This window comes from Sphingobacterium sp. N143, from assembly GCF_030325625.1.
Lineage (GTDB): Bacteria > Bacteroidota > Bacteroidia > Sphingobacteriales > Sphingobacteriaceae > Sphingobacterium.
Map to the genome: position 1 here is coordinate 139,914 of NZ_JACAIS010000011.1, position 22,026 is coordinate 161,939.

At 51.2% G+C, this 22,026-nt stretch carries 15 protein-coding genes; 2 read left to right on the forward strand and 13 right to left on the reverse strand.

The window, feature by feature from the left end; all coding sequences use genetic code 11:
* Window positions 1-62: 62 nt before the first annotated feature.
* Window positions 63-1,196 carry a cysteine desulfurase family protein gene (locus HX021_RS19540; protein WP_286592266.1) on the reverse strand — a complete coding sequence of 378 codons (1,134 nt, stop codon included), beginning with the start codon at window positions 1,194-1,196 and terminating at the stop codon, window positions 63-65.
* A 179-nt stretch (window positions 1,197-1,375) separates the two neighbouring features.
* Between HX021_RS19540 and HX021_RS19545 the strand changes: the two genes are divergently transcribed.
* Complete coding sequence (locus HX021_RS19545) at window positions 1,376-2,392, forward strand: LacI family DNA-binding transcriptional regulator (protein WP_286592267.1); 1,017 nt, start codon at window positions 1,376-1,378, stop codon at window positions 2,390-2,392.
* Here HX021_RS19545 and nagA read toward each other — a convergent pair whose 3' ends face one another.
* The 10 genes from nagA to HX021_RS19595 form a co-directional block, all read right to left on the reverse strand.
* Window positions 2,393-3,583 carry an N-acetylglucosamine-6-phosphate deacetylase gene (gene nagA / locus HX021_RS19550; RefSeq protein WP_286592268.1) on the reverse strand — a complete coding sequence of 397 codons (1,191 nt, stop codon included), beginning with the start codon at window positions 3,581-3,583 and terminating at the stop codon, window positions 2,393-2,395.
* An 18-nt stretch (window positions 3,584-3,601) separates the two neighbouring features.
* Entirely contained in the window at window positions 3,602-4,915 is a 1,314-nt protein-coding gene (locus HX021_RS19555) for a sugar MFS transporter (protein WP_502959017.1), read from the reverse strand.
* 9 nt (window positions 4,916-4,924) lie between these two features.
* A complete protein-coding gene (locus HX021_RS19560; RefSeq protein ID WP_286592270.1) occupies window positions 4,925-5,659 on the reverse strand; it encodes a glucosamine-6-phosphate deaminase in 735 nt (244 codons plus the stop codon).
* Window positions 5,660-5,681: 22 nt separating this feature from the next.
* A complete protein-coding gene (locus HX021_RS19565; protein ID WP_286592271.1) occupies window positions 5,682-7,115 on the reverse strand; it encodes a Gfo/Idh/MocA family protein in 1,434 nt (477 codons plus the stop codon).
* 5 nt (window positions 7,116-7,120) lie between these two features.
* Complete coding sequence (locus tag HX021_RS19570; protein ID WP_286592273.1) at window positions 7,121-9,130, reverse strand: alpha/beta hydrolase family protein; 2,010 nt, start codon at window positions 9,128-9,130, stop codon at window positions 7,121-7,123.
* A gap of 15 nt (window positions 9,131-9,145) precedes the next feature.
* Complete coding sequence (locus HX021_RS19575) at window positions 9,146-10,693, reverse strand: SusD/RagB family nutrient-binding outer membrane lipoprotein (protein WP_286592274.1); 1,548 nt, start codon at window positions 10,691-10,693, stop codon at window positions 9,146-9,148.
* Window positions 10,694-10,705: 12 nt separating this feature from the next.
* A complete protein-coding gene (locus HX021_RS19580) occupies window positions 10,706-13,783 on the reverse strand; it encodes a SusC/RagA family TonB-linked outer membrane protein (protein ID WP_286592275.1) in 3,078 nt (1,025 codons plus the stop codon).
* Between the two features lie 419 nt (window positions 13,784-14,202).
* Window positions 14,203-15,258 carry an alpha/beta fold hydrolase gene (locus tag HX021_RS19585; RefSeq protein ID WP_286592276.1) on the reverse strand — a complete coding sequence of 352 codons (1,056 nt, stop codon included), beginning with the start codon at window positions 15,256-15,258 and terminating at the stop codon, window positions 14,203-14,205.
* 67 nt (window positions 15,259-15,325) lie between these two features.
* Window positions 15,326-17,149 (reverse strand): glycoside hydrolase family 2 protein, encoded by a 1,824-nt coding sequence (locus tag HX021_RS19590; RefSeq protein WP_286592277.1) that lies wholly within the window; start codon window positions 17,147-17,149, stop codon window positions 15,326-15,328.
* Window positions 17,150-17,320: 171 nt separating this feature from the next.
* Window positions 17,321-17,452 (reverse strand): hypothetical protein, encoded by a 132-nt coding sequence (locus tag HX021_RS19595; RefSeq protein ID WP_286592278.1) that lies wholly within the window; start codon window positions 17,450-17,452, stop codon window positions 17,321-17,323.
* Window positions 17,453-17,594: 142 nt separating this feature from the next.
* Here HX021_RS19595 and HX021_RS19600 point away from each other — a divergent pair, with 142 nt between their 5' ends.
* On the forward strand, window positions 17,595-18,920 hold the full coding sequence (locus HX021_RS19600) for a mechanosensitive ion channel family protein (protein WP_286592279.1): 1,326 nt from the start codon (window positions 17,595-17,597) through the stop codon (window positions 18,918-18,920).
* Window positions 18,921-19,013: 93 nt separating this feature from the next.
* Here HX021_RS19600 and HX021_RS19605 read toward each other — a convergent pair whose 3' ends face one another.
* Window positions 19,014-20,657, reverse strand: a complete 1,644-nt coding sequence (locus HX021_RS19605; RefSeq protein ID WP_286592280.1) for a hypothetical protein — start codon at window positions 20,655-20,657, stop codon at window positions 19,014-19,016.
* Between the two features lie 27 nt (window positions 20,658-20,684).
* The gene (locus tag HX021_RS19610; protein ID WP_286592281.1) at window positions 20,685-22,016 is read right to left on the reverse strand and encodes a hypothetical protein; all 1,332 of its coding nucleotides are present in this window, start codon (window positions 22,014-22,016) and stop codon (window positions 20,685-20,687) included.
* Between the last annotated feature and the right edge of the window lie 10 nt (window positions 22,017-22,026).

Consider the following 22,026-nt stretch of genomic DNA (forward strand, 5'->3'; position numbering starts at 1 on the left):
TGAAATGGACCATACCTAATAGCACCTGCACTTATATGAAGTAAAAGTACAACATTAAGGGTTCAATACCTTAATTTTGAAACAGATTGAGTTATCCGATCAATCACTGACCTGATCTCGGCTTCCGTAGTCGAGCGGCCCAGGCTGAAGCGTAACGACGAGAGCGCCTCACTGTCTGAAAGCCCCATTGCCTGAAGCACATGTGAAGGTCTTGAGGTGACAGCAGAACAGGCCGAGCCGCTGGAAACCGAAATTGTGCCCAGATCACGGATAAGCTGTTCGGACAGTACCCCTGGAAAACAGATATTACTGGTATTATAAAGCCGATGCTGGGCAGTACCGTTACGGAATGTGCCCACGATTTGCAGCAGCCCGTCCTCCAAAAGATCCCGGAGCCCACCAATACGGGTTTCATCGGCCTGGAGCTGTGCCATGGCCAGGCTGAGGGCTTTCCCCATCCCGACAATACCGGGTACATTGAGTGTCCCGCTCCGGGCTTTCCCCTGCTGCCCACCCCCATGGATCAGCGGTGACAGCTTCTTCCGGACTCCATCAGCACAATAAAGGCCACCTATCCCTTTAGGACCATAGAATTTATGCGCCGAAAAAGCCATCATATCCACATCCAAGTCCCTGACATCGATACGGACCTTACCCACGGCCTGTGTGGCATCGCAGAGCAGCAAAGCTCCCTGTCGATGCGCCGCCGCAGCGATCTGTCTGATCGGATGGATCACTCCGGTTTCATTATTTACCAGCATCACACAGACCAATAGTGTCTCGCTCGTGATCGCTGCCGCCAATTGCTCCAGATCGATCATGCCATCAGCGCCTACAGGCAAAAAACTGACCTGATAACCAAGTGCTGCAATCGCCTCACAGGTATGCAGTACCGCCTTATGTTCGCTAGCAACGGTCAGGATATGTTTCCTTGCTGCCGGCAGGAGTCCTTTGATGGCTAAATTGACCGCTTCCGTCGCACCCGAAGTATATACAATATTGCTGGCCCTGGTCCCCAGTAGATCGGCCATGTCCTCCGTATATTGCTCCACGCTGTCCGCTATGCTGAGGCTCTGGAGATGGGAACCGCTCGGATTGGCGTAGCTTTGCGAAAAGAAAGGCAACATCGTTTCCAAGACACGTTCATCTACAGGTGTCGTCGCATTATAGTCCAGATAGATAAAATTTGAATCCATCCCTAAAGCTAACCACTATAGACGGAACAACCTAATAAAACAGGTGTACATTCTAAAATTTTAGAATAAAGGGAAATGGTTGGTTAATGAAAGATTCGTTTAGAAAGGCATTATCCTATCAACCGTATATGAATTGTTTTTAGTAATTTGTAGCGTATTTATTAAACCTATCAAAAACAATGAAGAATGCGATCGGCATCAAGGATATTGCGGCGATGCTTAATATTTCGGTATCCACAGTTTCAAGAGCATTTCGGGACACCCATGATGTGAACCCCGAAACACGGCAAAAAGTATTGGCGCTGGCCAGGGAACTTAATTTTAAACCCAACCAGAATGCTTCAGCCCTGGCCTCCGGATCCACCAAAAATATCGGTGTCGTCATTCCCTTCATCACCAATTATTATTTTTCGATGGTGATCTCCGGTATCCAGCAGGAAGCCTATGAGCGGGACTACAATGTTATTCTGTATGTTACCAACGACAACCTGGCGCGCGAGAAGAGTTTATTGGACAATCTTTCTACGAGTAGCCTGGATGGTCTGCTGATCTCGATCTCCTCAGATTCTTATACCAACGACCATTTCGAACAGCTGATGGCCAGGGGGCTGCCGATCGTCTTTTTTGACCGGGTACCCAATGATATCCAGGCATCCAAAGTCGTCCAGGATGATTTTGCAGGTTCTTTTCAGGCTACCGAATACCTGCTTCAGCAAGGCTACACCCGTATAGCCCATATCGCAGGCCCCGAAAATCTCAAATTCACCCAACAGCGTCTACAGGGTTACCTTGAGGCGCTTAAAACAAATCATATCGGCATCGACGAATCGTTGATCATTCATTCCGGTTTTTCGCAGGCCCATGGAGCTGAGGACACCCAGAGGTTACTGGCACTTCCCCAGCCTCCGGACGCCATCTTTGCGGTCAATGACCGCAAGGCTGTGGGGGCGATCCAGACCATTAAAAATGCGGGATTGACTGTAGGCAACGACATCGGGGTCATCGGATTTACCAACGACCCCATTTCCACCGTGGTAGAACCCAACCTCACGACCCTGGAAGAACCGGCACTGGATATTGGCCGGCGAAGCTGCGCCCTGCTGATCCGCCACATCAAAAATCAAGATTTCGAAATCCACGATATCGTATTGCCAGGCCGATTGATCGTACGCCATTCCACGACCAGGGTAAGGTAGTTATCCCTGTTTTTGATAACAGATCTTCCCGGCAATCAGCGTGTAGTGGATCCCCACGTTTTCGTCAAACAGCACAATGTCGGCATGCATTCCAACGGCTATTGTTCCCATACGCTGATCCAGCCCCAGCCATCTGGCTGGATTGATGGTCATCATCTGTACAGCCTCGGGCAGGCTTACCCCGCCCTGCTGGACCATGGTACGGATCAGTCTGTCTGCCGTGGCTACACTACCGGCAAAGGAGGAACGGTCCGGCAGCTTAGCAACCCCACCTTCCACGATGACCGCCACCCCACGTTTCAGGCTACCGAGGATACTTTTACCTTCCGGCATCCCTGCAGCACGCATCGCATCCGTGACCAGGATCATGCTGTCAGTCCCTTTGACTTTATGGATCAGCTTTAAAAAAGGCTCCGGCAAATGCACGCCGTCGGCGATGATCTCCACTTCGATCTGATCCAGCAGCAGGCAGCTTTCTATCACACCAGCATAGCGATGTGCATTTCGTCGGGTCATGCCCGACATGCCCGAATAAAAATGCGTCGCCAGCCGGTACCCATTTTCTACTGCGGGAAGGACCTCATCATATACGGCATCCGTATGTGCCAGGGCCAGCCGGATGCCGTATTCCTGCACCTTACGGCCAAAGTCCAGTGCTCCGGGCAGTTCCGGGGCCGCGCTCCATCGGGCAATGAGCTTATGATATTGTTCGAGGATAGGTTCATACTCCCTGGGGTCGGGATTGCGGATATAGCGTGGGTCCTGTGCACCCCGCTGGTTCATGGCAAAGTAAGGCCCCTCCAGGTGCAATCCCAAAAATCGGGCACCCCGGGTATTCTGCTGTAGGGCCTGTTCATAGACGGCAAACAACTCCAACAGTTCATCCGGCTCGCTGGTCAGGGTGGTGGGCAACATGGCCGTCGTTCCATAGCAGACATGTGTCTCTGCCACTTGCAAAAATGCCGCGGTGGTATTGTCCATAAAATCGGCACCACCACCGCCATGCACATGGATATCGATAAATCCGGGCGCAAGGTAGAGGCCCTGGGCATCGAGCCATTCACCGCTATTTTCTTCGGCAGCAACATACCGCTCCAAAAGCGCGGTAATGATTCCTTCGTTTATCACGATTGTACCCTGTTCGATGATCCGATAAGGGGTTATAATTCGGACATTCGTAATTGTTAGCATATCTCTGTTGTTAGCAAATCACTTTTTCTTTTGTGCCGGGGTCCACTGTCGCAGTCTGTGCCCCCTGAAGGCATAAAACACCAAATACAGAAAGCAGGGAGTCAATATCCAATAGGCAGATTTTACGTCAAAGGCATCCGCCAATACACCATACAGCAGGGGCAGCAGGGCATTGCCGCACAGGCCCATGATCAGCAGTGCCGAGCCCTGCTTGGCCAAATGCCCCAGGCCATCGAGCGCCAGCGGCCAGATCCCGGCCCAGATCAGCGCATTTGGCAGGCCTATCAGTACAATAAACCAGATGGATATATCCAGGTCCATCCCAAACAGGTGGACCTGTCCATGCATTGTACACACGAATATAGCCAAAGTCAAGCCAAGAAGCGTACATATTTTCAGCATGGTACGCTGGCTGCATAGTTTCGGAATCAGCATGATTCCCGACAGGTACCCGATGATGGTCGCCGTCAAGGTATAGGAAGGAAGAGATTTCGCTTCCAGCAGCGAAAGTCCCATTGACCCAGCATAATTAATGATGGTATCAATGGCAATGACCTGTGTCCCCACGTGCAGGAATATAGCCAGCGCCCCCAGGATCAGGTGCGGAAACTGCCAGATACTTTGCCTGCTCTTCCCCTGTCCGGGGACAGCTGATTCCTGCTCCTGCGGCAGTTCGGGCAGTATGGATAATTTAATGGCACCCCCGATCAGGAAAAGCAGGATCCCCACCACGGTATAGGGCCAGACCACCCTTAAGATCAGATCATCCAATGCCGCCGCACGTGTCATTTCATCCATCAGTGGCAGCTGCCGGAAGAGCTCATTGTCCTGGGGCCGCAAGATCGTATACGAAAAGATCAGGGGGGCAAGGATCCCCGCTCCTTTATTGCATATGCCCATCATGCTGATCCGCTGTGCCGCCCGCTCCTTCTCACCGATCATGGTGATATACAGGTTGGCCACGGTCTGGAGTACCGCCAGGCCAGTTCCCAAGGTGAACAATCCGACCAAAAAAATGACGTATGCCCGGTTGTAGGCTGCCGGCACAAAGAGGAAAGCGCCGGCAGCCATGATCCAAAATCCCACCATAATACCGTTTTTGTAGCCCACTTTCTTCAGCAGGTAAGAAGACGGCATGGACATCAGCAGATAGGAAATGTAAAAGGCAAAAGCCACCAGGTAGGACTGAAAATTGCTCAACTCACAGGCTATCTTGAAATAAGGGATCAGAATGGCATTGATCCAGGAGACAAATCCAAAAATAAAGAACATCGTTCCGATGATCCCGATGGATACCCAAGTAGTCTTCCGGTCTGGTACCGCAGTTGTCATCATAGCCTCTTAGGTTAAAAGCGACGCGGATCCCGCATCCAGGAAGCAGGTGCAGTCGGCATGGTTCTGTAATATACTGGCCGGGTACTGGTTGGATACAGGCCGCGTGAGGCAATTTTTTACCGCCAGTGCTTTACGCTCGTCGGGTACGGCACAGATGATCTTTTTAGACCGCATTATCTGCGGTATCGACATGCTGATCGCCTGAAGTGGCACCTCATCCAACGAGCCAAACCAGCCTTCGCCGAGCTGCTGCTGCCGGCACTGCCGGTCCAGGTTGACCACCAGATAAGCCTGCTGGGCATCGAAGTCCGCAGGTGGGTCGTTAAACGCCAGGTGTCCATTTTCGCCGATCCCCACAAATGCGACATCAACCGGATGGGCCGCGATCTTCTGATGGAGGCGCTCACATTCGGCGAGAGGGTCTGTCTCACCATTGATCAGCACCACTTCCTTCAAAGGGCCCACCAGATCGACAAAGCGCTCCGTCAGGTATTTACGGAAACTGGCTTTATGTGTGATCGGCATACCGATATATTCATCGAGGTGAAACATCCGTACCTTGCTCCAGTCAATCCCACTGGCCGCCACCAGGGTCTGAAGGGTTTCAAACTGGCTCTGTCCGGTGGCTAAAATAATATTCGCCTCACCATGATTGGCAATGCATGCTTTGATGGCTTCTATTCCTGCTGTTCCAGCATGAAGGCCTAATTCTTCTCGGGTTTCAAATTTTCTTACGTTCACTATCTACTTGGTTTAATGGTTTTTAAGATTTTAAGACACCAGTGGTACCCCCTGCTGTCAGGTTGATATCATGTACTTTATTGTTTTTCCAGTTGTCACAGGTAAAGTCGGGGATTTCAATAGGCTGTGAGCCATTGGCGACAGACCATTCACTCAAGGGTCCTATCACACTCCAGCTTGCCGCATCATAGACATCCATATCCATTGGCAGGCCGTTGCGCAGGCAGTCAATGAGCCGCCAGTCCATCATAAAGTCCATGCCCCCGTGCCCACCGATCTCCTTGGCCAGCTGCCCTATCCGTTTGACGATGCCCGGGGTATAGCGTTCTTCCAGCTTGGCCAGCTCATCAGCAGGCATAAAATCATCATGGCCGACAGCGATCTTTCCGGGAAGCGGATATTTCTGTGCAAAAGCCTGGGTACCACTGACCATATGGATACGTGAGTAAGGCCGTGGCGAGCTGACATCATGCTGCAGCATGATCGTACTTCCGCTGTTGGTCAGGATATTGGAGATGTTCATATTGCCGCGGAAAGGTTTATCCACATACTCCTCAAACCGGGGGTCCGTCTTGGCCATTTCTTTGGCTTTCTTGTTGAGCATAAAGTCTCTGGAGGCCATGGAACTCATGTACTCCATCTTATTTCCCCTGTTGACATTGAGGATCTGGCAGACCGGTCCCAGCCCATGGGTGGGGTACAGGTTGCCGTTGCGGGCGGCATTTTCCTTGAGGCGCCAAAAGTCATAACGCTTTGTCTCATCAAAGAAGCTATCCAGTATATCGTGCAGATAGCCCCCCTCACAATGCACAATATCACCAAAGAATCCCTGCCGCGCGAGATTGAGTGTCAGCAGTTCAAAATAGTCGTAGCAGCAGTTCTCCAGCATGACGCAGTGTTTTTTTGTTTTTTCGGAGGTCTGCACCAGCCGCCAGCAATCCGCTACCGTGGTTGCCGCGGGGATCTCCATGGCGACGTGCTTGCCATGCTCCATGGCATAAATGGCCATTTCAGCATGCAGCTTCCAATGTGTTGCAATATAGATCAGGTCATACTCTTCCTGTTCACACATCTTTTTCCAGTCATCCGGTCCCGCGGCATAGATTTTGGCCACATGGTCCGGTGTTTTGATCCGCTCCTTGGCTGCTGCCGCTTTCTCCGGCCTGACATCACAGATACCATTGATGGCGACACCTTCAATGCGGCTCACACGCTCCACTGCAGCAGCCCCCCGATTGCCCACCCCAATAAATCCAATGCGGACAGTAGGGATTTTTGGTGCCGCGTAGCCCGACATATTGAATACCGAAGTATATTTTTTTGCCGCTTCCGCACGGATATGATCCAGCGCTGTGCTCTTAGAGGCGGAGTCTGCGCCCTGCTGCTGGCAGCCCGTGATGAGGCCGAAGCCCGCCAATCCCGATAATTTTAAAAATGATCTTCTATTCGTTCCCATATTGGTCAGTTGATTTGAAGTGATCCTTCGTTATTAAATTTTCTTTTATATGCATTTACTTTATCTTGGAGCCCGCTTAACTGGCTTGCCGTACAATTTTCACCACTGAGGTTGCGGAGGGCATGCAAGCTTACCGGCCCCTCGTTTAGGGCCAGCAGCATGGGGATGTCGCCCCAGCTCAAGATACCCGGTACATGGATGGCCATATTGTAGCTGTCCAGCGCCCCCACCTCTGGTGGCAGGTAACTGAGGGGCAGCCCTTCGAGTACCAGCTCCTGCGCTGTGGAGGACAGTCCACCACTGATCAGTGCCGCAAGGGCGGTCTCCCTGTCAGCGATTACCCTAAGGGGGCTTTCCCCATAAGCTTGATGCAGGTACCCATTCACCAGGCTGATCTCATTGGCCCAGGTCCCCAGCATTGTCCTTCCGATCCAGATCAGCGAGCGCGATACCGTATGAAAGCGGGGCAGTGCAGCATCGATCCGGTCTCCACTGGCCGAGCTTCGTTCCCCCAGTCCATACAGATCGACCAGGGCCAGCCCCGCCCCGTTGGCGGTCAGCCTGCTGATTTCTTCCTCCGGCACCTGCTGCTTTCCAGCAGCAGGAAAGAGCACATGGATGGTCTTCCCTTTCTCCCGGGGAGCACGGAACAATACCGGGATCAGCTGCTGTGCCGAAGTCTCCAATAACAGTCGCTGCCATCCGCCCGCCGGTTCCAGCGACCGTATATCCAGCAGGCTGTCGGGTGCTACTGCCGACAGCAGCTGCTGGAGCTCCTTTTGATAATCAGTCCTGGTTTTCATGTCGGAGGCAATCCGCTGTTCAGCCTGCCGGTACTCTTGTTCTATAAATTGGGGTATCGTCTGTATTTTTTCTTTTTTGACACCATATTTGAATACCGATAACAGATTTGTATCCAACAGATTGAATACATTTACATCAACTTTTTTCTGAGCATCGCGTCCAAAAGCACGGTCAAACCAGCGGACCATACTTGCATTCATTTCCGCCGTGTAACTATGGGGTTCATCAAACAGCTCGTAGTCTATCCTGTCGGCTATCCCCTGTTGCTGGTAGGCCAGCTTCGCGATACGGTACGACTTGAGCATCTGCTGCACATTGAAGGCCGCGTTGGCATCCTTTAATGCTGTCATGATTTTAATCGCTTTTGGGGCCATGGCCTGCAGGAGCTGCCCCTCTTCAAAGTGCAGAAGCCCATTGGGATGCAGTTCGCAGACACAGTTGCTGTTCATGATATATGCCCGGAATGTCCCCACGCTCACCACGGGTACAGCTGCCCGTACCCGAGGGTCCACTGCCGCCAGCCACATCGTCTGGTTGCCGCCACCGCTGGCTCCTGTGGCGCCGATTTTTTCCTTATCGACATAGGGTAGCGAGCAGAGCAGGTCCAGGGCGCGTCTGTTTTCAAACAGCTGAACCCCCATCAGAGGTTTTCCAAGGTCGAGCAGTGCCGAGCCGAGATTAGCACCATGATATTCATGCTCATGACCACGGCCCCGCTCTCCGGACCCCATGGCATCGATGCATAGGCATACATAGCCATTGGAAGCCAATATCTGGGCCGTGCGCTGAATGACCTCACTCCTTCTGCCCGGTGGCCAATGCCCATGGCTATTGAGGATCGCTGGAAAAGGACCTTTCCCCTTCGGTACGTAGAGGTTGGCCGGGACATAAAGCCCTGGCATACTCTGAAAGGTCAGGTTATGGATGGTATAAGTCCCCCGGTCCACCGAGGAGACAATCTGCATATCCAGCTCCGCTGTAGCGAAACTGTCCAGTTTCAGCTCCTGACGCACCAAATTTAAGAGCGCTGCCGGATCGGCCTTACTGTCCCTGTCCAGCTGACATACCAGTGCATTGGCCTGGCTTTCCAGCATTACTTTCACCGGATCGATTTCCGGAGGTATCGGCAGCACCGTTGGCTGTCCCTGTTGTGCGCTGTTATGTAGTCCCATGATCGTCATCAAGCCTGTTATCCATTTTTTTAAGTTCATATTCCCTGCTCAGATTTAATCGGCATCCCACCACAGTTTTGTTGCCGCATTGTCCGGTCCACCCAGCAGCGCCCTTCCCTTGGTCAGTTCGTCCAGGTTATCGGTTGCTTCGGTGAGTGGATAAGGGAGCCTATTGATAAAAGTACCTTTTGGCAGATCCGAGTTGTCGGACTGGATGATGGGATACATTTTTGGATATCCCGTGCGCCGGTATTCGGCCCAGGCCTCCATCCCGTTGGGATAGATCGCCAGCCATTTCTGGGTGCCCACCTGCTCCCGTTGTTCGGCCATGCTCGTCCCCCATCTGATTGCTGTGCTGGATACTGCCGGAGACTGATGATAATCACCTGGAGCCACAGGCATTTTGGAGGAGGCGATGTAATTGCGTATCGCAGCGTCATCGCTTACCCCCCATTGCTGCATGCTGGTCTGTATCCCCTGTTCATAGAGTTCCTTTGCCGTACCGCCCATATTCCAACCATTCAATGCACCTTCAGCACGTAAAAAGAACGATTCCGCGGCGCACATCACATGGAAGTTCTGCGTAAAATTTCCCTCAATCGCCCCACCATTATACCGCACCCAATACGTCCCCACATTCGAATTAGAGGCCGACTGGTTCCGCACATTGCCCAGATCAATCGAAGTGGCACCATTGCGCACACTGTTGAATGCTTTTCCTGTAAAGCTCGGCTGAAAATAGATCCCCAGCCGGGGGTCTTCGTAGCCTTTGAGGTATGAGGCTATCGTTGAGCTCATGGAAAATTCATTCCATACAGCCACCTGCGATAGGCCATTGGTATCGTTGCCCGAGAGGGACTTGAGCATGGAGGCATTCTGACTGTTGTCGGTCATCACGCCAGCCGCTACGGCAGCCTCGGCTTCGGTCTTCGCCATTTGGGGATCTACCTTTGAGATGCGCAGGGCCAGGCGCAGACGCAGGGCATTGGCAAAGTGGATCCATTTTTCGGTATTTCCATCATAGACTAAGTCATAGCCCTGAAATATCGCTGTTCCCGAAGGCAGTGCTTTCAGGTTTTCGACCGCCGTGGTCAGCCGGCTGAAAAAATCAGCGTAGATCTTATCCATCGGATCGTAGGGAATGACATCCTGTGCCTCTGCCGCACCAAAGTAAGGGACTGGCCCAAAATGGTCCGTCAGGCGGTGAAAGGCATATACCCACATGATATTGGCCAGTGCTGCCTCCCCCGATTTGGGGTCGGTATTTTCCATGATGCTCTTGAGCTGCGGGGCAGTATCCACATAGATGACGGTCCAGAAACGCCGCTGCCAGTCTGGTGTCAGCTGGTACCTATCGGTACTGAACGAGTTGGTCGTCAGCGCAAAATACTGCGCGTACAGATCGGCACCCAGATTCTGCACCGTCTGGTAAAATGAACGGTTCATTGCCGACGAAGACTGCGCCTTGGCAAACATAAAAGGCAGTTCGCGCTGGGTGATCTCCGTTATATTATTGGGATCGGTATTGATATCCTTGAAGTCTTTGGTACAAGACAGCATACTCAATCCGAGCATGGTGCCATAGAGGATGTTTTTTCTCATCTTTTTCACTGATTAGAAGGTTAGCTTTACGTTTAAACCAAATGAGCGGACAGCAGGAGGCAATCCGACCTCCACACCCTGAAAGTTGCCCGCGCCCAATGCTGCTTCGGGATCGATGGGGTTGTCTATCTTTCCTATGCCCGGGATGTCCAGCTTGGACTTGCCCCGGTAGAAGAACAACAGGTTCCGTCCGACCAGTGACAGCTGGGCATGCTTGATGATGGCCGTGCTCTTCAGGTTAAATTTGTAACTGACTGAAAGTTCCCTTAAGCGCACGTTGGTCATGTCGTAGGTAAAAAATTCCCCCCAGGCATCCCGTCCGTTCTGCGACACCCGCGTCCAGAGTTGCTGTGCGGTGATCGCTTTGGTATTGGCGGCACCACTGGCATCCACGGCGTCCAGGATAAGGCCACCGTCCCGGTATTCCTCAGTATAGTCGGCGACACCAAAAGCCGCCAGGTATGCCGATGTCCCCGACACGATCTCACCACCGATGCGGCTATCGATCAGCGTATTGAGTGTCCAGTTATTGTACCGCAGGGAATTGGACCAGCCCAGGAGCGCCTTTGGATTAAAGTTACCTAATTTTTGATTGGCTTCCACTACCGGCAGCCCTTCCGCATCCACCACAAACTGGCCACTCTGCGCATCCCGCTTCCATTTGTAGCCATAGAGGTCACCATATTTCTCACCTTCGTTGACCACTACGCTTGCATATTTGGTGTTTTCCGTAATATTTGCCCGTTTGGTCTTTTCATGCAGTTCGATGATTTTGTTGGTATTGGCGGCAAAGTTCACTGTCGTCTGCCATTCAAAATTCTCCCGTTTCAGCGGGGTTGCCGTCAGCTGAACCTCGATACCCCGGTTTTCGATATTCCCGGCATTGATATACTGGCGGCTGTATCCACTGGCCATGGGCAGTCCCAGAAACAGCAGCTGATTGACGGTATTGCTCTTGTATAAGGTGAGGTCAAAGCCCAATCTGTTATTGAAGAATTTCATATCCAGTCCGGCCTCGAATGATTTGGTCAGCTCAGGCTTTAGGTCTGGGATCGCTTTGGTCGAGGAGCGGGAGATAAATCCTTTTCCGGCTCCAAGCCCAAAGGAATAGAGCTGTTGCAGCAGATAAGGGTCCGCGTCGTTCCCCACCTGCGTATAAGAAGCCCTGATTTTTCCATAATCGACCCATGCCGGCAACTTCAGCCATTCGTTGAATACCGCCGACAGCCCGATGGAAGGATAGAAGTAACTGTGCGGGGACTTTAAGGTTGAAGTCCAGTCATTCCGGGCCGTCATGTCCAAAAAGATATTGTTGTAGAAGGACACCTGTGTGCTGGCATACAGCGAATTCAGGCGCCGTTTGTAGCCATTGATCAATAGAAATTCCGGTGTGGTGGCCATTGTCAGGCTAAATTCGTTGGGTACAGACAGGCCATTGGCCATATTCTGAAAGCTGCTGTACTGCCGGTTTAAGGTACTTGCACCCACATTATAGCTGATCTTGATATCGTCGGTCAATGGATTGTTTCCGTTCAGCAAAAAGTCAAAATTGCTTTCCTGGTAACGGCCATGCGTTTCAAAATATTTACCTCCGGGGCGCACGTCGCCCAGTGATACCGTTCCGGCATAAAAAGAACCGTCGGTCTTATCGATGTATTTGTCAAAACTATAGCGTCCCATTATGTTCAGCCAGTCGGTCAGCTGATAGGTCACCGATCCCAGGGCCGTGATCCGGTCGCGCACCTCGTTTACCGAAGTACGGTTGGTACTCCAATAGGGGTTGTCATAGATCGATGAGCCCGACCAGTACTTACGTTGGGGCTGGCCCGTCGTTGGGTCGAGGGTTTCATAGTCCTCCAGTTCGCTCCTATCCATATCCCTGGGCATCACATAGGCCTCAATTGGGATGCCCATATCCCCCAGCCTGGGGCGGTTGTCGATCTGCTGATTCACATAGTTCAGCTTTACATCCGTTTTCAGCTTGGGGATCAGCTCGGTATTGACCCGCAGGTTCAAGCTGTTTCTTTTCAGGTCATTACCGGGGATGATGCCGCCGATCTTATTGTTCGAATAAGAGACGTAGCCCTGTACTTTTTCGGTACCCCCATAGGTGCTGATGCTGTTATTGAAGGTAGCAGCGTTCTCAAAGAAATCCTTTACATTATTTTTATAGGTCTGACCCTGGGGGCCCCAGCTCTCACCGACATTTGTTCCGGTGATGCCACCATTTCCCCGGCCGTAGCTGTTTTGGAAGCGGCTCAGCATATTCACCTGGTCCAGGGAGGCACTCCCGTTGTAATCGATGCTGTAGCGGCCGGCCTTGCCCTGTTTGGTGGTAATGAGGATGGCGCCGTTTGCGGCCCTGCTTCCATAGAGTGCGGCGGCAGATGGACCTTTCAGCACATTGATGGACTCGATATCGTCGGGGTTGATATTGGCGGCCCCATCACTGGTGCCGTAGTTGTAAGTCGTTCCGGTCGCCTGTTGGGCACTGGAGTTATTGTAGGGGACGCCGTCCACCACGATCAAGGCGTTGTTATTGCCCGAAATCGATTTGTTTCCCCGCAGCACGACCCTTGCCGATGCCCCTGGGCCTGTCGCCGCCGTGGTCACCACGGCCCCAGCGACCTTCCCCGTCAGGCTCGACATCACATTTCCGCTGTTGTCGCGGGCATCATTGACGGCACTACCGTCCAACTGCTGTGTGGCGTAGGTCAGCCCCCGGGTTTCCCGCTTGATTCCCAGTGCGGTCACCACCACTTCATCAATGTTGTAGCTGTCCTGGGCCAAAGATACATCAAGGTTGCCTTGAGCAGGGACAGTCAGTTCGGCGGCCTTAAATCCAACAAGTGAAAATTTAAGCCTATCTCCGGCCTTGGCCTGTATGGTAAAATTCCCACTGCGGTCTGTCCGGGCCGCTAATTGGGTGCTTAGGTTGGTGACCGTGACACCTTCCAAAGCTGTCTGGTCCGCGGCATTGACCACTTTTCCTTTTCGATCCGTCGCCTGCGCCCAGACCGTGCCCATACAGAGCAAGGCAAACACTACGGTAAGGAAAAAAAATCGTCTACGGTGGATATACGTTATCATAATTTATCCATTTAAAGAGTTAGATTTTAGTTTATTTCAATTGAGTTATACTCAAAGAAAGGCCATCAGCCTTATAAATCCAACATAATCCACGAATAAAGTAGCGGTAACGTTATCGACAATTTACCTCAACGGATCCAATTTCAATCTGCCTAACAGCTCTAAAGTATTGTCGTTGGTGATGCCAAATGACCAGGCTCTAATTGAAAGTTACGCCAAAGCACAAGCAGTGGCCCTGGAGTATAAATAAGCCACCACTTGTTGAACAGCCACCCTACACCCCATAACTATTGGTTATAGCACAACTTTTCAAACCATATACTTTTCATTTATATAAGCAACACAACAACTTAGTAAACAAAATATTAAACAACAAAAACACAAGCAATCCCACTTCCTTTTCACTAAGCCTACACCGGTCAAAGTGAGTCCAGGAAACGCTGGAGTTCGGCCATAAAATCCTGGGGGCAGGCGAAGTGGATATTATGGTCGGCACAGTCAATTATTTTATGCTGGATGAGGTCAGGATGCATCGCTTTCAATTTGCGGTTGCCTTCCTCAGACCCAAACGTATCTTGCTTGCCCACGGCATCCATGATCAGCATCGGCACATGCAGGCTGCTGTAGGTCTTCAGCGGGTCTACCCGCACCATGGAAGAAGCATACTTGCTTATATCGGGAGCGTTATTGAGCACCTGCACATAATGCAGGCTGTCCTGCATATTCATATATTCATTCAGGCCATGGTATAGCAACCAGTCGTCACCCACATGCCTAATAAAGCCAAAGATCTGCCACTGCCCCGCTGAGCCGTCAAGCTGATCTATATTTTTATAGATCTCAAATTCGGATCCATAGCGATCAAAAAGCAATTTCTGAACTTCAGGGGGCGGTGTTACCGACCGGAGGAAATCATGGCGTCCAGCGGGCCCCATCTGGTCAAATAAAGACCGGAAAGCTACTGTACCACCATCTTCAAGCACCAGGCCACTAACCCGCTGCGGATGCTTGTCGTAAAATGCCGTCGCCAGGTAGCCACCTCTCGAAAATCCACCGAGCACAGCCTTTTGGATATGTAAGCTGTCCATGACCGCAGCCAGATCATCCGCAAAATCCCAGAAATCCAGATCCCGCTCCGGTATGTGGGTCAAACCATGGCCGTAATGGTCCACCGACAATACCGTATATCCGTCCTTGACCAATTGTTCGGCAAAAGGATAGAAATCATAAGCCGACAAAAAACTACCAGGCAACCAGATCAATACCTTATCCTTGCTATCGCCCCACTTCAGGTAGGAAATACGATGGTTGACCGCCTCAACAACGCCCCTATGTTTGCTTTCAAAAGCCAGGAACCTGGCTTTGTCCCGCTCATATTTTTTATGGAGATCCATCTCCGTACTTTGGCCATACGCCGAAGAAAAAAAGAAAAGTGCGCCAAAAATCACACTGAAAATAGAAGCCATTGAACTCATGCTATTCTGATATTGAAAATCCGCAACCTAAATTAATCATTTTATCCAACCCTCCATGACATCATCCCTATTCCATCGGATATTCCCTGGAAATGGAGCTTATTTTTTTCTTCCTGCCGATTTTTTTGCTGCTGTTGATGATTTCACTGTTTATCCATTTGACCTTGCTGAGATCCATCTTTTCCACCTGGCGGTCATAGGTCACCAGGCCATTGATTTCATGCTCCACATCTGAAGTTTGGGTATAAATAGCAGCACTTAAGCCTCTGTATAACATCCGCTGTTCAACTTCATTGAGCAGGTACACATAGGTATCCGTCAAGATATCCTTATTGACCAGTATTTCGTAGGCATTGTTGGGTACGGGCCAGAGGTGGTCCCGTACGAAAAGGCCCTTGCCGCCAAATTCTCCCAAGGATGCCGCCCGATGGGCGTCCGGCTTTGGAAAAGCTTTATCCTCCATTTTTCCGTAATGGTGCATATCGACAAAGTCGCCATTACCGGGATCCCCCTGTGCCGGACGGTAGCCCGGTGCATAATTAAAGCCAGAGTTGCCATTGACCAGCCGCGAAGGGTCATATTGCTTGGTCCATGCCGTGATATCCGCCACCTCAAAAGCCCCCCAGTTCTCGTTGAAAGGCACCCAGGTCACGATGGAGGGCACGCTGACCAGCTGATCCATCATCTGCTTCAGTTCAGTCCTGAACTGCTTGCGTACCGCGACAGAATCCGCATCATCGGGGTACCATAGGTTGGGCATATCCTGCCAGACCATCAGGCCCAGCCGGTCACAATGATAATACCAGCGCATCGGCTCCACCTTGATATGCTTGCGGATGACATTAAACCCCGCCTTTTTGGCCAGCTGGATATCGTAGAGCAAGGCCTCTTCGGTGGGTGCCGTAAAGATCCCGTCGGGCCAGTAGCCCTGATCCAGGACACCGATCTGAAACTCAAACCTGTCGTTCAACAGCGTCCTGTTGACCCCATCGACCTGCCCGATACGGATGGACCGCATGGCGAAGTAAGAGTCCACCTGATCCACCGTACGCCCCTGCCGGTCTTTCAGTTCCAGGTTCAATTGATACAAAAAAGGATCGTCGGGGCTCCACAGATGCGGATCGTCGACCGGAAGAAAAAAAGGTTCATCTGCCCTTCCCTCCACTTTGGCAACCTGCACTTGCTGATCATGGGCTGTGGCGACCACCTTAAGATTTTCTCCCTGAGCCAGGGCGGTTATCTGCAGCCGCTTGTTTTTGAGGTCCGGGATCAGTTTAAGCTGGGTAACATGCTTTTGCTGTACCGGCTCCATCCAGACCGTCTGCCAAATACCCGAGCTGAAGGTATAATCGCCCTTGTCGCCATTCTTTCCTGAAGGCCTTCGGCCATCGTTGGGATCGTGGGCGCCTACGACCAGGCTGTTGTCGCCTGGCTGCACAAAATCCGAAATATCAAGGCTAAACGCGGTATACCCACCGCTATGGCTGCCGACCTTTTTTCCGTTCACATATACACTGGCATCGTGATCCACGGCACCAAAATGCAGTAAGATGCGGCTACCCTTCCATGCCTGCGGAATCAGCAGTTTACGTCGGTACCATAAAAATTTCTCCCCACTGCGGCCGATGCCCGACAGCTCTGATTCGGGCGCAAAGGGCACCCGTATTTTTTCGGCCGATGCCGGAAAAGCAGGTGGCACCAGGGCCGTCCGTGGATCCGCCAGCTGCGCACCGCCCATATAATCCCATTGTCCATTGAGGTTTTGCCATTCTTTGCGTTTCATCTGCGGACGTGGGTATTCGGGCAGCGGTACCTGGGCGGTCAGGGCCTGCTGTGTCCATGGCGTCGGGAGCGTGAAATCTGCTGTAGACTGCGACCTCGCCGGCCCCATCCATAGTCCGACGACCAGTGCTGCCATCGTTGCCAAAGGGAATTTTGTTAGCTTCATTGTTTAGTTTGGTTTTGATCAGGGCCACTTTACGCCTCATGCAGCATAAAGCTTGAAATGATCGTTGTTTTAATGGTTTAGATTTAAGGCTGTAATTTAACAATTTTCAGTCACCTAGGCACACCATAGCACAAATAATACAGAAAACGAAGCCGCTCGACCTGCCCTGGACAGCATCGCCCGACCGACCTTTCCATCAGGGGCGCAAATACGTCCATGAGAGGCAGCAGCCTCCCTTATGGACATCAGGCAGGTTTTCGCCTCATCAGCATGGAGACACACCCAAATTAATCATTAAGTAATAAAACGGCACAAACCGCTGATTAACATATGTGTTACAAATAAATCATTCGTTAACCTATTCTTTTTCTTACATTTGTTTGTTCATATGAAAAATTTATATTTACCAAAATTCAGTGAACAACATTCCAGTTCCACTTACGAGTACATTTTTGACCTTTTTAAGAAGATCGGACTTTCAGCACAGTACAGCCATATCTTTACCGCTGGAAGCCTATTAATCATCGCTTTTTTATTGCTTCTTGTTGTAGACTATCTGCTGCGGAAATTTTTCTATACCGCACTCCGTAAAATCGCAAAGAAAACAAGCAGCGAATGGGACGATTTTATTTTACACAACAAGGTACACGTCCAGGTAAGCCGGACGATACTCGTGCTAATCGCACAGCAAGTTTTACCGCTTATATTTATCGGCTTCCCCGTACTGACATCAGCCGTCGGCAAGATCCTCAACCTCTGCATCCTGCTGACCTTATACGGCCTGTTCAACAGCATATTAAAAACCTGCCGGGATATCCTGCGCAGTACGAAAGCCTTTAAAGACAAGCCTATAGACAGTTATTTACAGGTCGTGCAGATCTTCCTGATATTCGTTGTGGGCACATTGGCCATCTCCCTGCTGACGGGCAATTCACCTTGGTCCTTTTTGGTTTCCCTGGGTGCGGCCTCGGCCATCCTGATGCTGGTCTTTAAAGATACGATCCTGGGTTTTGTCGCCAGCATCCAGGTCTCGGCCAACGATTCCGTGCGTGTGGGCGACTGGATCGAAATGCCCAAATATGGTGTGGATGGGGATGTCCTACAGATCAACCTCAACAATGTCAGCATCCAGAACTGGGACAAGACCATTGTCACCATTCCGACCTATACCCTGCTCAGTGATTCGTTTAAAAACTATCGCGGCATGCAGGACACGGGCGGCCGCCGTATCAAAAGGGCCCTCAACATCAAAATGTCCTCTGTGCGCTACCTCAATGAAACCGAAATCAACGAATTGAAGAAGATCAGGTTGCTGGAGCCCTTTATCAGCGCCCGCGAAAAGGAGATTGCCGAATACAACAAACAGTGGGCAACAGATGCTTCATCCCCTGTCAACGGCAGACGGATGACCAACATCGGGTTATTCAGGGCCTATATACTTGCCTATGCCAAGCACAACCCCAATATCCATCAGGGCCTGACCCTGCTGGTACGCCAGCTGGCACCCAATGAATACGGGCTGCCCCTCGAACTGTACATGTTCACCAAAGGCACCCAGTGGGCCTATTTCGAAAATACCATGGCCGATATTTTCGACCATTTACTGGCCGCCATTAAATCCTTCGACCTGGAGATATTCGAACTGCCGGCTTCGGATGACCTGCGCCTTCTTATCGCCGAAAAAGACAAAATCCGAACTGGCGTAAGCCTATAATACGTTAAAAGCCGGAGAATAAACTCCGGCTTTTTTTAGATGTCTATGTGCTATAGGACATTTTTAGGTCAAGGGCCATCATGCTCAAAAGCATCAAGGCTGCCCATAGTTCCCGGCCTCAATCTTGCCGGGAGAAATCTTATGATCCCTGCGCACACGGTCCAATACCACATCAATGGAATCCTTATTTTCGTCAGTACCCTTTAAGATAACCCGGTTTCCACCGTCAAGAATCTGATAGGATACCACAAATCTTTGGCGGCTTTCTTTTGCCGCCAGTTCATCCGCTCTGGCAAACTCCCGGATGCGCCGTGCTGTCCGTGCTGGTCCTGCTACGTAATTGGCTTCATCGCCCAAAGAGGCTTTTACCTGTGCCGGCATCCATTCGTCCAGTGATACCGCAGGCAATGGGGCCGGAGCTGCCGCTGCTGACTTCAAATAGTTGCGCACAGCGCCGTCGCCACCTTCCCCTGCCGTGACATTACGCTGATCGGGGATCAGCTTATATTTATCTTCCAGATATAGCTGCCGGTTGACCGTATCCGCATAATAGTGGAAGGCGCGCTGCCCGCCAGCAACGCCGGCGATTTCAAATGTGCGGTTGACATCCCTTTTGGGGTCACCGCCACCGTTGGACAGGTCCAGCTTCAGCGGCCGGTTGACCTTAAAGGTAAGGGTGGACCATTTTTCGAAGGTGGCCGATTGCCAGCGCAGGCTATCATAGGGATTAAAGGGCCTAAGCTGCCCATTGAGGCGAAATTCGGTCACATCATAATGGCCACGGAGCTGCTGTAGCCCAGCTGTTGAAGGCTGTTTATAGGGGTCGTACCTGAAATCGACATATTGCAGGTAGAAAAAAACGATCAGAAAGACAAACACAAGCAGCGCCTTAACCCCTATTCTAATCTGATTGAACCAGCCCTTGAACGCTGGAAAAAACAGGGCTACGCGCGCCGGATGCTCCCGGATAAAAACCTGATAATAAGGTCCAAAATAAGGAACCAGCAGAAACAGGCTCAACAGGACAAAATAAGAACTGTACACATGCACCCCACCGTCGTAGGCAAAGTTGACCACCACGATAGCCCCCAGGGCACCGACCAGTAAAGCCGCTCCTATGGCCACTGTCCGCCTAAAGAGCAGCAGCGCACCTGCCGACACCTCCAGGACCCCCGCAAATACCTGATACCAGGGCACGATACCAAACGATAGCCAAAAGATCTTTTGGGCCGTCAGGTCACCATAGTCCGTATCGAGGATACCATATGAGGGATAAGGCATCTGCACCGGAAACAGCTTGGTAAACCCAAAGCCAATGATCCCCAATCCAGCACGATACCTTACAATGACATTGAGCCAATAATATAACCTGTTGTAATTGCCCTGTTCTTTCTTCAGCAAGCTGGCCAGCCCTGTCCACAGGAGCCCGAGAAAGACCGAGAAAAAGAAGGTATTGACCCAGATGCTGTATCCTTCCAGGCGGCTGCCAAAGGTGCTGCGTCCAAACCAGCTGACCCCCGAACCAAAACGGCAGATATCATAAAGATCCCTGTAATCCAGGTTGAACCAGTCTATGGCAAACACATGCTTGTACCACAAGGGACTATTGGGGAAAGATAGAATGATAAAAAAGATAAAACTGATGCGAAAGGCAAGCCTTTGAAGCAGCGTCCATTTCGTTGCCGGAGCAGCTGTGGCTTCCACGCTGCCGGGCTGTATTTTTTCAGCTATATGCATGATATTTTCAATTTAGGTAACACCACATTACAATTTAAAGCCCAACCTGTTACGACCACGCTTACCTACCTCATGGAGCAGGTACTTTTTATTTACTTTCTGCAGGGCTATGGCGAGCGTATCGCCAGCCGCATTCGTTCCATGGAGCCGGATATGCGTGCTATCGGGACGCAAGAGCTGGAGCCGCAGGCTATCCTTAGGATATGCCGGATTTGGATTTTTCAGCAGCACGACCTGGCCGGGAGCTGTCGTGTAATGATAATATAATCGCCCACCCACCTGTGTATACTCGTAGTCCCGATTGTGATTTTCTAAGAACCTGGCGGGAGCAGCCGTCTTAATCTGATCATTTACCCGCACGCTCAGGGTGTTCCACTGCTCAAAAACGACATCCCGCCAGCGTCGTTTGTCGTCCGGAGAAAAAGGGATGGTATCCCCATTGACCACAAATTCGTCCACGATATACTTGCCTGCAATGCCCGGCAGACCGGGCTGCTCCGGATAATACAGCGAAGATGTCCTGCTGACCTCATAGGATTTAAAGCCCGCAACAACGAAAAAGATCAGGACAAAGAGCAGCTTAAAGACCCAACGGAAATGCCCCAGCCGCACTTTGGCCCAGTCAAACCGCCATCGCTGCGGAAAGGTGAGGTCCAAATGGATCACCAGATCAGCCAAACGGCGCGCATCATAAAAGAAAATCGGCAGCGTCAGCAGGACCACAAACGCCGAAACGGGATAATGGCTTCCACCGTACGCCAGGTCGGCCAGAAACACATTTCCATAAAAGGGAATGATCAGGAGAACTCCCAGAAAAGAAGTCCGCCTAAACACAAGCAGGAAGCTGGCCAGCAGCTCCACCACACCCAAGAAGACCACATAGGCCGGTGCCGCGGACAGGCTGAGGTAAAGCTGCTTCCAATCTTCAAAATACCCATATGGCGTATTCAGGTGGCTCAATGAAAGTGCCGGCGCAAAAATGGCAAATAGCTTGGTCAATCCCGCCACGGACAGGATGGCAGCCAGCCGAAACCGGGCAAATACCCGGAGGAAATAATAGCGCCTAGCTTCCCTTTCAGGATCGACATGGTCCTTATAGGTCCACAGGCCTGCAATGGGAGCCGCAACTGCCAGCAGCAGAAACCAATCGCCAAACCTGCTTATATCGCCAAAGAAATGAGGCAAAAAGATAACCAGGTTAAAGAGATCGCTCAGCAAATATGGCCAGCTGAGGGCAGCCAGCTGCCGATAGAATTCCAGTTGCAGTGGGATGCCCAGCAAAAGGATAAAAACAATGCTCAGGCGCAGTACATATCTTTTCAAGCTGAGGATCATCGGATGTTGTTCTATAATTGTCATAAGAGATATT

Excerpts from the sequence above, each read along its gene's own strand:
- HX021_RS19570 (WP_286592273.1), bottom strand. The coding sequence starts at position 9,130 with ATGAACTTAAAAAAATGGATAACAGGCTTGATGACGATCATGGGACTA.
- HX021_RS19605 (WP_286592280.1), bottom strand. The coding sequence starts at position 20,657 with ATGCATATAGCTGAAAAAATACAGCCCGGCAGCGTGGAAGCCACAGCT.
- HX021_RS19545 (WP_286592267.1), top strand. The coding sequence starts at position 1,376 with ATGAAGAATGCGATCGGCATCAAGGATATTGCGGCGATGCTTAATATT.
- HX021_RS19540 (WP_286592266.1), bottom strand. The coding sequence starts at position 1,196 with ATGGATTCAAATTTTATCTATCTGGACTATAATGCGACGACACCTGTA.
- HX021_RS19610 (WP_286592281.1), bottom strand. The coding sequence starts at position 22,016 with ATGACAATTATAGAACAACATCCGATGATCCTCAGCTTGAAAAGATAT.
- HX021_RS19595 (WP_286592278.1), bottom strand. The coding sequence starts at position 17,452 with ATGTCCATAAGGGAGGCTGCTGCCTCTCATGGACGTATTTGCGCCCCT.
- HX021_RS19585 (WP_286592276.1), bottom strand. The coding sequence starts at position 15,258 with ATGAGTTCAATGGCTTCTATTTTCAGTGTGATTTTTGGCGCACTTTTC.
- nagA (WP_286592268.1), bottom strand. The coding sequence starts at position 3,583 with ATGCTAACAATTACGAATGTCCGAATTATAACCCCTTATCGGATCATC.
- HX021_RS19565 (WP_286592271.1), bottom strand. The coding sequence starts at position 7,115 with ATGGGAACGAATAGAAGATCATTTTTAAAATTATCGGGATTGGCGGGC.
- HX021_RS19580 (WP_286592275.1), bottom strand. The coding sequence starts at position 13,783 with ATGATAACGTATATCCACCGTAGACGATTTTTTTTCCTTACCGTAGTG.
- HX021_RS19555 (WP_502959017.1), bottom strand. The coding sequence starts at position 4,915 with ATGACAACTGCGGTACCAGACCGGAAGACTACTTGGGTATCCATCGGG.
- HX021_RS19575 (WP_286592274.1), bottom strand. The coding sequence starts at position 10,693 with ATGAGAAAAAACATCCTCTATGGCACCATGCTCGGATTGAGTATGCTG.
- HX021_RS19600 (WP_286592279.1), top strand. The coding sequence starts at position 17,595 with ATGAAAAATTTATATTTACCAAAATTCAGTGAACAACATTCCAGTTCC.
- HX021_RS19590 (WP_286592277.1), bottom strand. The coding sequence starts at position 17,149 with ATGGGGCCGGCGAGGTCGCAGTCTACAGCAGATTTCACGCTCCCGACG.